Genomic DNA, 12,870 nt, shown 5'->3' with positions numbered 1-12,870 from the left:
TCGTTCCACGCGTTGGTGCTGCAGGTCCCACCGATCGGCACGATCCAGGAGAAGATCCCGCAGCGTTTACAAAGTGCTGCAACGAACCGCGTCGAACAGGTGCGGTTGCTGCAGGACGCGGCGCGGAAACGTCGGACGGTCAGCCCTTGGCGGGGCCAGCCGTCTCGGAAGAACCTTCCTGCGAAGAAGCCAACTCGGCCGAGAGGGCTTCGGCTGCTCGCTTTTTCTCGACGAGTCGCGCCGTATAGATGGAAATTTCGTAGAGAAGGATGGCTGGCAGCGCAAGACCGATCTGAGAAACGGGATCGGGTGGCGTCAGGACCGCAGCAACCACGAAGGCGACGACGATTGCATATTTCCGCTTCTCGGCCAATCCGTCGGCCGTGACGAAGCCGACACGCGCGAGCAGCGTCGTGATGACCGGGAGCTGGAATACGAGGCCGAAGGCGAAGACCAGCGACATGATCAGGCTCAGATATTCCGAAACCTTCGGCAAAAGCTGGATCGCGACCTCCCCTTCGCCGCCGCCCTGCTCCATGGCCAGGAAGAACCACATCACCATCGGCGTGAAGAAGAAATAGACAAGCGCGCCGCCGATCAGGAAGAGGACCGGCGAAGCGACCAGAAACGGCAGGAAGGCCGCGCGCTCGTTCTTGTAGAGCCCCGGCGCAACGAACTTGTAAACCTGGGAGGCGATCACCGGAAAGGCAATGACCAGTGCACCGAACATCGCGACCTTGATCTGTGTGAAAAAGAACTCCTGCGGCGCGGTGTAGATCAGCTCGACATTTCGATGGCTGAGCCCAGCCCAGCTTACGGCCCACTTGAAGGGCAGGACGAGCAGGTTGAACAGTCCCTTTGCAAAATAGAAACAGACGAGAAATGCGGCGAAGAACGCTCCGACTGCCCACATCAGCCGCGAGCGCAGTTCGATCAGGTGTTCCATCAGCGGCTGCGGCCGGTCCTGGATATCGCCGCTCATGCGTCACCTTTCTTGCGCGTGGCCGCGCGCGTCCTTCCACTCTTCGTTTCGGCCTGCGCCGCACCGGCGGCCGATTTCTTTGCCGCCGACTTCTTCACCGCCGTGGAGCCGGCGGCCTTGCTCGGTGCAGCCTTTGCCGCCGCGGGCGTAGTCGGCCCGGCTGTGGGCTTGGCTGGGCGCTTCGGCTTCGCGTCGGCAGACTTTGCTGAGGCCGGAGCCGAATGCTCGACGGCGGTCGCCGCGGCCGGCTTTGCCGGCTCCACGGCCGGCGTGGACGCATTTGCCGGCGCAGCCATCGTCTCCGGCGCCTGTTGCACCGGCTTGTCGGGCGTTGCAGCCTTCTGAAGATCGGACTTGATCTCGTTCCCGAGCTGCCGCAGTGGGTTCATTGCGTCGCGTAGCGCAGTCGTCGGATTAAGGCTTTGGGCATCGCTTATCGTCCGGCGTACGTCGTCGAGATCTGCCTCACGCAACGCTTCGTCGAACTGTCGCCGGAAATCGCCGGCCATGCCGCGCATTTTCGCGGTCATTCGTCCGAAGGCCCGCAGCATCGGCGGAAGATCCTTCGGACCAACGACAACGATCAAGACAATTGCAATGACAACAAGCTCGGTCCAGCCGATATCAAGCATCCGACGCGCCCTACAAATCCGTATCGCAGCCTATCGGGCACGGCTACGCACCCGATATTCTGCCCAATGTGCCGATCGTCAGCGGACTTCGTCGGACTTGTGCTCGACGGTCTTCCCGTCGATCGACTTGTCGGCCGAAACGGCGTCGTCGTCGGTCATGCCCTTCTTGAAGTTCTTGATGCCCTTGGCCAGGTCGCCCATCAGTTCCGGAATTTTGCCACGGCCAAACAACAGCAGCACGACCACCAGGACGATCAGCCAGTGCCAGATGCTAAAGGAACCCATCCACTTACTCCCTCGATGCCCTGAACATTCAAGGCCATCACGTTGTCATTTTTCAGGCGGGTCGAGAGTGCGCCTGATCCTAGACCCGAACCTAGGATGTCGCGGTGTCTTTTTCAAACACCAATATGTCGCGCTCGTTAACGGAAAGCGTGACGTCGCGCAATCCTTGCGGCAACAGATCGGCGCGTATGCGTGCCCGCACGGTGCGCTCCGACTGCGGAACGGCGAGTTCGAGGAGCTCGACGACGCCCAGGAACCGCCGCGAAACGATGCGCGCGGGAATGGCCCCACCATCTTCCTGCAACTGGACGCCGGAGAGCCTGACCGCGACAGTCAGAGGCTGCCCTTCACCAAATTGCCCCGCAGGCACCGTGCCAAGCGGCGTTTCAACGCGGCCGCCACTTACGCGCGCATCGAAAACATTGATCTCGGAAAAGAACCCGGCGGCGAAAAGATCACACGGTTTGCGATAGATTTCGTCGGCGGTTCCAACCTGGACAAGGCTGCCGTCCTTCAGGAGCGCGATCCGGTCGGCCATGCGCATCGCCTCTTCCGCGTCATGGGTCACAACGATCGCCGTCGCGCGGGTTTCACGAAGAATTGCAAGCGTGTCGGCCCGGATGGAGTCTTTGAGACGGGAATCGAGGCCGGAAAAGGGTTCATCCATCAGCAGCACCGCCGGCCGCGGGGCGAGCGCCCGGGCGAGCGCCACCCGTTGCTGCTCGCCGCCCGAAAGCACATGCGGATAGCCGTCGGCATAATGCAGCAAACCGACGCGATCGAGCGCCGCCTCCGCCTGAATTTGCGCTTCCTTCTTCGGCAGCGCGGTCAGTCCGAAGCAGACATTGTCGCGGATGCTCATGTGCGGAAAGAGGGCAAAGTCCTGGAACATCAGGCCGACGCCCCGCTTTTCCGGCGGAAGGAATACGGATGGCCCCGAGATCTCCTGTCCGTTCAGGAGGAGGCGCCCGCCCGTCTGCATCTCTATCCCCGCAGCGATCCGAAGCAAGGTCGTCTTGCCGGATCCGGACGGACCGAGCAGGCAGAGCACCTCGCCGGCCTCGGCCTTCAACGACACATTCTTGATCGTATCCTTGGAGTGATAGCGGTGGCTGATGTTCTCGAATGCTAGGCTCGCCGCAAACGATACTCCAGGCCGCCTCCTCGTTGCGACGGTGCCGTTCAGCGAATCTGAAACCATGGTCTGCATTCCCTGACCCGAAGGCACTCGGTCGGAGCCTCGTGGCCGGGCCATAAAGCCGATATCCCTACTCAGGATTTTTTAATCGTCTTCTTCTGCCTTCGGTGTCAAGAGGCCGAGTTCCTCGAGGTCCATTTGGGTGATGGGATCCTCGTTGTCGGAAAGTTCGTCCTCACCCGTGGGAACGGGAATATGCAAGTTGGAAGGCACACGGCCGGACAGGAGGCCGGCCCCCTTTAGTTCCTCTATGCCAGGAAGGTCGCGGATCTCCTCGAGCCCGAAATGATCGAGGAAATCGCGCGTCGTCCCGAATGTCACCGGTCGGCCGGGCGTGCGCCTGCGGCCACGGAACCGCACCCAGCCCGCCTCCATCAGCACGTCGAGCGTGCCCTTCGAGGTCTGTACGCCGCGAATGTCTTCGATCTCGGCTCGCGTCACCGGCTGGTGATAGGCGATGATCGCCAGGACTTCGAGCGCCGCGCGGGAAAGCTTCTTGACCTCCTGCTCATCGCTCTGGACGACAAAGGAGAGATCGGCGGCCGTGCGGAAGGCCCAATGGTCCGCAACCTGCACGAGATTGACGCCGCGAACAGCATAGGCTGTCTTCAGCCGGGACATCAGCCGCCCGACGTCGACGCCGCGCGGAATGCGGCTGGCGATAAAACTTTCCGAAACCGGCTGGGCCGAGGCGAAGACGAGTGCCTCCGCGATACGCTCCGCCTCCAGCTCCAGCCCCGGATCGATGAATATCTCATCGATCACTTCCTCGTCATCGGGCATCCCGGGCAAGTATTTTTGCGCCTCAGCCACGCGCCGCCTCCATCTCTGCCAGGGTTGCGGCATCGATCGGCTTCGGCCCGCGCCGCAGATAAATAGGAGCGAAGGCGCTCTCCTGCCGGATTTCGAGCCTTCCCTCCCGCACCATTTCCAGCGATGCCGCGAAGGAACTTGCAATCACGGTCGCGCGCTCCTTCGGACTTGTCATATAACGGATGAGGAAATGGTCGAGCGCCGTCCAATCATCCAGGCCGCCCACCATCCGGGCAAGGATCAGGCGCGCATCGGCGAGCGACCAGACATGACGTTTTTCTATCGTCACCCGGGTTATCGACTGGCGCTGCCTCAGCATGGCATAGGCACTCAGCAGGTCGTAGAGCGAAGCGTCGTAGCCCGATTTTTTCTCGGCAACGATGTGTTCGGGCGCTCCTCGCGCGAAAACATCGCGACCGAGGCGACTGCGATTGACGAGCCGCGTTGCCGCGTCGCGCATCGCCTCCAGCCGCTTCAGCCGGAAAGCGAGTGCGGAAGCCATCTCCTCACCGGATGGCCCCTCGTCCTTCGCCTGCTGCGGGATCAACAGCCGCGATTTCAGATAAGCGAGCCAGGCGGCCATCACCAGGTAGTCGGCCGCCAGCTCGATGCGGATGGAACGGGCGCGCTCGATGAAAGCAATGTATTGCTCGGCCAGAGCCAGGACAGAGATGCGGGAAAGATCGAGCCGCTGGCTGCGGGCAAGGTGCAGGAGCAGGTCGAGCGGTCCTTCGAAGCCGGCGATGTCGACGACGAGCGCTTCCTCATGAAGGCCACGGTCGGCGGATTCCTCCTGCCACAGGGGCTCCAATGGCGCCCTCGCCTGCGGCTGTCCCTGTTCCTCTCCCGAACCCGTCACCACAACGCCCTTTCAGCGCCAGCCGGCGCCACCTCTGCCATGCAGCAATTCAACGTGCTACAGCGAGATTTACGCGCCTGACAGGACGCGCCGCGCTGTAGAGCGGAATGCAGCCGGATCAGGCCAAGGCGAACATCGCATCGAATTCGGAGCGCAGTGCCTCCTCATCCGAATGATCCGGTTCCCGGAACGCCGCCTCTGCCGCATTCGCCCGCCGCAACCGATCGCCGCTGAGCACCGGCACGGCATCTGCGACGGCCCTCATTTCTTCCATAATACCGTGACAATGCAAGACGAGATCGAGGCCGGCGGCGATAATCCCCCGCGCCCGCGTGCCAATATCGCCGGCGAGCGCGTTCATCGAGACGTCGTCGGACATCAGCAGGCCGTCGAAACCGATATGGCCGCGGATGATCTCCTGCACGAGTTTCGGCGAGGTCGTGGCCGGATTGTCGGGATCGATCGCCGTGAACACCATATGCGCCGACATTGCCATCGCTTCGTCCTTCATGGCGACGAAGGGCAGGAAGTCGCTCGCCGTCAAATCCTCGAGGCTGGCATTGACGACAGGCAGGCTGTGGTGCGAATCCACCAGCGTCCGACCGTGGCCGGGCATGTGTTTCATCACCGGAAGCATACCACCCGACTTCAGTCCCTCGGCCATTGCCCGACCGATCGCCGTCACGGTCTCCGGATCATGACCATAGGCTCGATTGCCGATGACGTCATGGCTCCCTGGCACCGGCACATCGAGAACGGGCAGGCAGTCGACCGTGATGCCGAAACGCATCAGATCGAAGGCGTGGAGGCGGCCCAGGAGCCAGGCAGCGCGCAGCCCGGGGTCGTTGTCGCGCCGGTAGAGCTCCCCGATCGCCGCGCCGTTCGGATATTGCGGGGCAAGCGGCGGGCGTATGCGCTGCACGCGGCCGCCTTCCTGATCGATCAGGACCGGCGCCTTCGGATTGCCGACGCTGTCGCGCAAGGCGGCGACTAGTTCGCAGATCTGCTCACGCTCGCCGATATTGCGCCCGAACAGGATGAAGCCCCACGGCCGTTCAGTGGCAAAGAAGCTGCGCTCTTCCGCCGTCAGGGCCAGGCCTTTGCAGCCGGAGATGAATGCTTTTGATTCGCTCATGCGAGAATCATAGTGTCCCGTGGCCCGGGCGCGAAGCGGCAAACCGTTTCTTCACCCTTCATGCACAGCTTCGCTTAAAAAAAGAACAGGCGCGGCATCTCGGCCGCGCCCCTGCGAGCAGTCGGTCGCCCCGCCCCCTATCTGGTCACGAGGCAGCTTCCGCCGGCGCTCTTGTAACGAGAGCAGAGCGCATTTGCTTCTTCCCGCGTACCGGCCGGTATGCGGACCCGATAGTAAGTGCCCTTCCCGGCAATCTCGGCCTTGCGGATATCGACGCCGCGACCACCGATAATCTCCGCAAACTTCCGCGAGAGATTGTTGTAGCTCTTCTGCGCATCGGCCTCGGAGGGAAGCGATGCGATCTGGACGACATAGCTGCCGGGCGGCACGGTGGCCGTGGCAAGCGCTGCGGGCGGATCGGCGGCCGCCGTTTCCGTCACCGCCTGGCTTACCGCGGCGTCGTTCTCCGCAGCCTTTGCAGGCGCCTCCGGTCGCGGCTGCGGCACCGCCGGAAGTTCACTTGCGATAGTCGTCGTCTTGACGCTCCGAACGGGAGTGAGCTCGTCCGTGGCCGACTCACTTGGCGTCGCGAGCGCAACCTGCTCGGTGCCGGCAGACTGCTCGGCCGCCTTGATCTCCGATGCAGCGACGGCAACCGTAGCCTCGCCCTGCGTACCCGAAGCGCCCGCCGCGGCCGACGCGCTTGCCGGAAGTGACGTCGCGACAGCCACGGCCGTGCTCTCCGGCTCGACCGACGGCTCCTCGCGCGGCACCAGCGTTCCGTCCGGCTTGACGATCATGGTGCGGACCTTGCGCGGGATGACGGCAGGCGCCCTTTCTTCCTCGGCTGCCGGATCGGCTGCGGATTCATCGGGCAGCAACCGCGCCGTTTCCTCCCCTTCCGGAGAGGAAACGCCGGGCAAGGCATCATCGAAATCATTGCCTTCGAGCGGCAGCGTCTCCGGCGTCAGCGTCTTTTGCACCACGTCCACCGGTTCCTCGGTGGTGGACACCAGCGCATCTTGCCGCGGTACATCACTCCGCTCGCCGGCTACGCGGTCGTAGACGGCCTTGTCCTGGTTGGGCACGGTCTTGCCGCCCTTCTCCTCAGGAACGATCTTCACCGGATCCTTGTCCGCCAAGATGATCTTGGGGCCGTCGCCGGTGAGCGTGGCGCTGCTGCCACCCATCCAGGCATAAACGCCGGCGCCTCCGAGGATGACGAAGCCTGCCACGCTTGCCGCCAACAACAGAGTGCGTTGCGAGCGGCGACCATAGCCCTGTTCCCCGGAGTAGTCGTCACCGGTACGCGGCAGCGCGGCCAACCGGTCGCTGCCCTGTGCTTCGCCGCGGCGCTCTTCCATCGAACGCCGGAAATCCTCCTCCATCGCCTTCTCGAATTCGTCAAAATCGTCGATGGATGCAAGCGATGCCGACCCATTGCCTGCCGGAGCGGCCTGCGGCGACGTGCCCGCGACCGCGGGGCCGGCCTTGGCGGCTTGTGCCGGCGTGGCGAAGAGTTGCGCCATCTCGGCATCGATGTCCAGATCGTAGTCGGCGGCAAAGGAGGCCGGCTTCTCTTCCGCTTCCATGGCCGGCAGTTGCGGAACATCCAGATCGGCGATCGGCGCCACCCCGATATCGGTCTCAGCGATCATTGCCGGGTCGAAAGGCAGCGTGTTGCCGGCCGCCGCGTCCTCGACAACGGCAACAGGAGCAGGCAGTTCCTCGCGGTGCGCTTCCGGTGACGTCACAAGCGCCTGAAGGAAAGGCTGCGCGATCGGTTCGACCAGTGCCGGATGCGCGACGGAAGCGGCCTCGGCTGCAGGCGCCTCTTCCTCGCTCATGTCGAGTGCGATATCGGCCAATTGGAGTTCGAAATCTTCGATGTCGATATTCGGTTCCGACTCCGCCTCGCTTGGTTCGCCCCGCACTAACTCATCGGATACGGCAGGCGCGGTTTGGGGCGGAAGAGCCGTCTCGGCCGGAGGCGTGGCGGCAACGGGCGCCGTGAGTGGCGCAGCGAAGGCGCGCTGCTCGGAAACACCGGCTGTCGACGCAACCGGCGTTGCGCGACTGAACATAGGCGTGAAGGGATAGCTGCTCTTTTTTGCGACCGGCTCTATAGCGGGCGCGGCGGACGGCAGTTCGACAGTCGGGGCCGCAACGGCCACCGGAGCAGCGAAAGGCGCGACATCGTCCGCTTGATCGACGTGTTCGAAGCCATCGGTTTCGGAGACGGCGACCGCCGGCTGTTCGACGGCAGCATTCGCGTTTCCGGCGAATTCCTCGTGCTGCTCCGCCATGCCATCCGCCATGTCGACATAAACGGCATCGGCATAGACGGGCCCAGACACCTCCCCTTGCGCGACGGCGTGACCGACCGCCGCGATCTTGGACGTAAGCGGCTCCTCCCAGTCCGCGAAGGCCGGAATGTCCTCCGCTTCGAAGGGCGAGGTCAATTGCGCTGCCTCGTCGATGTGGGGGCCCGGCACCGGTTCGGGCGCCACGTCATCATGCCCGAGCGAAAGCTCAAGCTCGCGCTCGAGGTCAAACGAGACATCGATGTCCACAGCCGGGCTTTCCGCCTGCGGCTTGACCGGCGGCGCTTCCAGCGCGACAGAGGCCGCTTCCGGTTCAACGGGAGCTTCGACGGTCTGCTCGACCGCAGCGGCTTCTTCGGAGGCCGTATGCAGGGAACCCACTTCGCCGGAATGCTGATCGGGCGTATCGATCTGCGGGTCGGAATGAAGTTCAACCGGGGGCGCAGCATCGATCTCATCGGTCGGCGCAAGCACCGGCTCCGCGGCGGCCTCGGCTACCGGATGCTCGACGAGACCGCCGTCCGGATGGACGGGCTCGGTGCGCGGCGCGTCATAGCTGTCGAACGCACGAAGCAGCTCTTCTTCGAGATCGAAAGCCGGATCGCGCCGGATCGACTCCTGATGGCGCTGCAGCTCCTGCAATTGCTGAACGGCTGGCCGGGCATCGTAACCGACAATGCGGGCAAGTTCGCTCAACGGATCATCATCGGCCAATGTCTCGAACTCTGCCGGCCCGTTTCGTGCGAATTGTTTGTCTGCCATTCTCTCCACTCACAACTGCCTGCGTTGAATTGCCAGCGCATTGTGGGGAATTGGTGACACGATCTACCGCATCTCTTCCGGCGCCGAGGTGCCCGTTATGGACAGGCCCGACCTCAATACCGAGGCGACAGCATGCACCAGCCCGAGTCTGGCAATGCTTAATTCTCTGTTCCTATCGTTAACAAAACGTAATTCCGTATTTTCTTTACCTTTGTTCCAAAGTCCATGGAAGGCTGCGGCAAGATCATACAGGTAAAAAGCGATTCGATGCGGCTCTTGTGAGAGTGCCGCCGCCTCGACGACACGCGGATATTCTGCGAGCTTGGCGACGAGCTGCATCTCCGCAGGATCAACGATCGCCCCCATCACCGCACCCGCAAAATCGATCGAGGACAGATCAAGGTCAGGGAAAGCTTCCCGGGCCTGGCGGAACACCGAGCAGCAACGCGCGTGTGCGTATTGCACGTAGAAGACCGGGTTGTCCTTCGATTGTTCCGTCACCTTGGCGAAATCGAAGTCGAGCGGCTCGGAACTCTTCCGGTAGAGCATCATGAAGCGGACCGAATCACGGCCGACTTCATCGACCACCTCGCGAAGCGTTACGAAATCACCAGAACGCTTCGACATTTTCACCGGCTCGCCGCCGCGATAAAGCTTGACGAGCTGGCACAGCAGGACCGTCAGCTTTGCCTCTCCGTCGGAGATCGCGCGCGCCAGCGCCTCCAGCCGCTTGACATAGCCGCCATGGTCGGCGCCAAGCACGTAGATCATCTCGTGGAAGCCACGATCGAACTTGTCCTTGAAATAGGCAACGTCGGCCGCGAAGTAAGTATAACTGCCGTCGGACTTGATAAGCGGCCGATCGAGGTCGTCCCCGACCTCGGTCGAGCGGAAAAGCGTCTGCTCCCGGTCTTCCCAGTCCTCCGGCAACTGGCCCTTAGGGGGCGGCAGCATGCCCTTGTAGACATGCCCCTTGAAGGTCAGGTCGTTGATGGCGGTGCGAATGCGCGCGGCCCCATTGTCGTGCAAGGCCCGTTCGGAGAAGAAGACGTCATGATTGACGTTGAGCGCTGCCAGATCCTCGCGGATCATCGCCATCATCGCATCGATCACACGCTCCTTGACGAGCGGCATCCATCTGTCGTCCGGCATGATCCGCAGGCTGGTGCCGAACTCATCCGCAAGCGCCTCGCCGACCGGGACGAGATAGTCGCCTGGATAGAGCCCCGGCGGGATCTCGCCCACGTCCTCTCCAAGAGCCTGGCGGTAGCGCAGGAATGCCGAGCGGGCGAGCACGTCGATCTGCGATCCGGCATCGTTGATGTAGTATTCCTTGGTGACGTCATAGCCGGCGAAGGCAAGAAGATTGGCAAGCGCATCGCCGACCACGGCGCCGCGGCAATGGCCGACATGCATCGGCCCTGTCGGGTTGGCCGAAACATATTCCACATTCACCTTGCGCCCGGCGCCGACCGTGCTGCGGCCGTATTCCGTGCTGGTCCTGATCATCGCGGCAAGCAGCTTCTGCCAATAGGAGACCGAGAGGCGGACATTGATGAATCCCGGGCCGGCGACCGACACGTCCGCCACTTCCGGATCTTGGCGCAGCTTCTCGATGATGAGATCAGCAAGGGCGCGCGGATTCGTGCTCAGCGCCTTTGCGAGGACCATCGCAGCATTCGTCGCCACGTCGCCATGGCTAGCGTCGCGCGGCGGCTCGATATTGATGCGCCCGAAGTCAAGATCAGATCGCTTTTCACGAACGATATCAAGCGATTCGAGAATGTTCTTAATTCTTGATTCGAAGTCTGTGAAAAGATTCATCTGATCCGTCCGCCAATTCCAGCCCAACTGGACAGTGCCCCAGCGGCCATTGCGCCTGACGAGACGCATGGCGCTGTAGCGCAAACTCAAAAGGAGGCCGGGTCCGTGGGGAACCTCGAGCCTCCGCGCGGGGCGTCACTACCGCAAATCGGGCGTATGGTCAAACAAACGCCTGTGCACTGTGATTGCGAATGTATCGGTCATGCCCGCGAGGTAATCTCCGACGTGACGGGCGCGGGCGGGCTCGGCCATCCCGGCGATCTGATCGATCCAGTGATGCTCCCGCATCAATCGCGGATCGGCCATGAAGGCATGATAGAGGTCTGTGACGATAGACGCCGCCCCCTGCCGCACATGCATGACCTCCGGATGTCGATAGATCCTCGTCATCAGCAGGTTCTTGATCTGCCGATCGGTCTCGCTCATCTCCTCGGAAAATGTCGCGATCACCATGCCGGCCCTGCGCACCTCGTCCACACTCCGGGGCCGGATGTCGCGCAGACGAGCCTGCGCAACGCCGATGACATCCTCGACCATCGCGGTGATCTGCCGGCGCATGATCTCATGGGTGAAGCGGGTCGTCTCCAGACCGGGATAGCGGTCGTGCACCTCACGCATCAGCCGCTCAAGGAACGGAACCTCCTCGAGCATATCGAAAGTGAGGTAGCCGGCCCGCAGGCCATCGTCGATATCGTGGGTGTTGTAAGCGATGTCGTCGGAGATCGCCGCCACCTGCGCCTCGAGGCTCGCAAAGCTTGCAAGCTCGAGATCATGAAGGGCGCAATAGTCGAGGATCGGCTGCGGCACCGGACCGCGGGTCCCCTTGCCGTCCGCCGTCATCAGCGGCCCGTTGTGCTTGACGAGTCCCTCGAGGCTCTCCCAGGTGAGGTTCAGTCCGTCGAACTCGGCGTAACGCCGCTCCAGCTTGGTCACGATGCGTAGCGACTGGGCATTGTGGTCGAAGCCGCCATAGGGCTTCAGGACCTCGTGCAAGGCATCCTCACCCGTATGCCCGAACGGCGTGTGGCCGAAATCGTGGACAAGGGCAACGCCTTCGGCGAGGTCTTCATCGAGCTTTAGCGCCCGCGCCAGCGCGCGCGCGATCTGGGCGACCTCGATGGTGTGCGTGAGCCGCGTGCGATAATGGTCGCCGTCGGCGGCGATGAAGACCTGCGTCTTGTGCTTCAGGCGGCGGAAGGCGGTCGTATGGACGATGCGGTCGCGGTCGCGCTGGAAGTCGGATCGCGTCGGGCTGGAGGTTTCCGGATAGAGCCTGCCGCGCGACGACCATGGATTCGTAGCAAAGACCGCATGTTCGCCGTGACCGAAGCCGAGGGCCTGTCTGTCAAAAGTCATATCACACCTGTCGGGTCATCCATTGACGGGACATTCACGCCTTCATACCTATAGTATGTGTTACAAGAAAGCGGTGCACATCCCGCCAGAATGCTTGCGGCAGAACGCCGCCTGATGGGACAAGCAGCAAGTCGCTCTGTGCCCGGCGGTAGAGACATGCAGACATTCAGGACGAGAGCGGCGCTTGTGCACTTTGGGGACGTACGCTCTCGGATAACAACGTATCTCTCCGGGCCTTGACCCCGGCAGGAGGCAAATAGATGCAGGACACAGTGACCCTTTCGGATGCAGCAGCAAAGCGCATTGGCGCCATTCTTCAGGCGGAGAAGGACAAGACTGCGATGCGGGTCTCCGTCGAAGGGGGCGGCTGTTCCGGCTTCTCCTACAAATTCGACCTGGTCGACAAGGAAAACGAAGACGATCTGGTCCTCGAAAAGGACAGTGCCAAGGTCCTGATCGACAGTCTTTCGCTCGTCTACATGGGCGGTTCCGAAATAGATTTCGTCGACAACCTGCTCGGCCAGTCGTTCCAGATCAAGAATCCGAACGCCGTCGCGAGCTGCGGCTGCGGCACGAGCTTTTCGCTCTGACGGGCTGTCCTCGCGCATCGGCTCGCAGATCGGAACCGATTTTCCAAAAAAGTCGGTGCGAGATCCAAAGAGGCACGGTGGCCTTTGTGCGCCTGAGACGACGCTGGACG

At 62.5% G+C, this 12,870-nt stretch carries 11 protein-coding genes; 1 reads left to right on the top strand and 10 read right to left on the bottom strand.

Translation table 11 applies throughout. The annotated features are described in order from the left end of the window. Positions 1-139: 139 nt before the first annotated feature. The 10 genes from tatC to SJ05684_RS06540 form a co-directional block, all read right to left on the bottom strand. Entirely contained in the window at positions 140-982 is an 843-nt protein-coding gene (gene tatC, locus SJ05684_RS06585) for a twin-arginine translocase subunit TatC (RefSeq protein WP_034854627.1), read from the bottom strand. Next, complete coding sequence (gene tatB / locus SJ05684_RS06580; protein ID WP_034854628.1) at positions 979-1,614, bottom strand: Sec-independent protein translocase protein TatB; 636 nt, start codon at positions 1,612-1,614, stop codon at positions 979-981. Before tatB ends, tatC begins: the two co-directional genes overlap by 4 nt. 78 nt (positions 1,615-1,692) lie before the next feature. Then, complete coding sequence (locus SJ05684_RS06575; RefSeq protein ID WP_034854629.1) at positions 1,693-1,899, bottom strand: twin-arginine translocase TatA/TatE family subunit; 207 nt, start codon at positions 1,897-1,899, stop codon at positions 1,693-1,695. A 91-nt stretch (positions 1,900-1,990) separates the two neighbouring features. Beyond that, positions 1,991-3,100 (bottom strand): ABC transporter ATP-binding protein, encoded by a 1,110-nt coding sequence (locus SJ05684_RS06570; protein ID WP_034854632.1) that lies wholly within the window; start codon positions 3,098-3,100, stop codon positions 1,991-1,993. 81 nt (positions 3,101-3,181) lie between these two features. Further along, positions 3,182-3,910: an SMC-Scp complex subunit ScpB gene (gene scpB, locus SJ05684_RS06565; protein ID WP_083846128.1), complete on the bottom strand. Its 729-nt coding sequence runs from the start codon at positions 3,908-3,910 to the stop codon at positions 3,182-3,184. Continuing rightward, positions 3,903-4,769, bottom strand: a complete 867-nt coding sequence (locus SJ05684_RS06560; RefSeq protein WP_034854633.1) for a segregation and condensation protein A — start codon at positions 4,767-4,769, stop codon at positions 3,903-3,905. Before SJ05684_RS06560 ends, scpB begins: the two co-directional genes overlap by 8 nt. 118 nt (positions 4,770-4,887) lie before the next feature. Beyond that, a complete protein-coding gene (nagZ, locus tag SJ05684_RS06555) occupies positions 4,888-5,904 on the bottom strand; it encodes a beta-N-acetylhexosaminidase (RefSeq protein WP_034854634.1) in 1,017 nt (338 codons plus the stop codon). A gap of 137 nt (positions 5,905-6,041) precedes the next feature. Beyond that, the gene (locus SJ05684_RS06550; RefSeq protein WP_095694222.1) at positions 6,042-8,990 is read right to left on the bottom strand and encodes an SPOR domain-containing protein; all 2,949 of its coding nucleotides are present in this window, start codon (positions 8,988-8,990) and stop codon (positions 6,042-6,044) included. A 63-nt stretch (positions 8,991-9,053) separates the two neighbouring features. Next, the gene (gene argS, locus SJ05684_RS06545) at positions 9,054-10,814 is read right to left on the bottom strand and encodes an arginine--tRNA ligase (protein WP_034854637.1); all 1,761 of its coding nucleotides are present in this window, start codon (positions 10,812-10,814) and stop codon (positions 9,054-9,056) included. Positions 10,815-10,952: 138 nt separating this feature from the next. Then, entirely contained in the window at positions 10,953-12,170 is a 1,218-nt protein-coding gene (locus SJ05684_RS06540; RefSeq protein WP_034854638.1) for a deoxyguanosinetriphosphate triphosphohydrolase, read from the bottom strand. 260 nt (positions 12,171-12,430) lie between these two features. Between SJ05684_RS06540 and erpA the strand changes: the two genes are divergently transcribed. Next, positions 12,431-12,760 carry an iron-sulfur cluster insertion protein ErpA gene (gene erpA, locus SJ05684_RS06535; RefSeq protein ID WP_034854639.1) on the top strand — a complete coding sequence of 110 codons (330 nt, stop codon included), beginning with the start codon at positions 12,431-12,433 and terminating at the stop codon, positions 12,758-12,760. The last annotated feature ends 110 nt before the right edge of the window (positions 12,761-12,870 follow it).

This window comes from Sinorhizobium sojae CCBAU 05684 (assembly GCF_002288525.1).
GTDB classification, from domain to species: domain Bacteria; phylum Pseudomonadota; class Alphaproteobacteria; order Rhizobiales; family Rhizobiaceae; genus Sinorhizobium; species Sinorhizobium sojae.
This window is presented reverse-complemented; position numbering and strand designations above follow the sequence as displayed.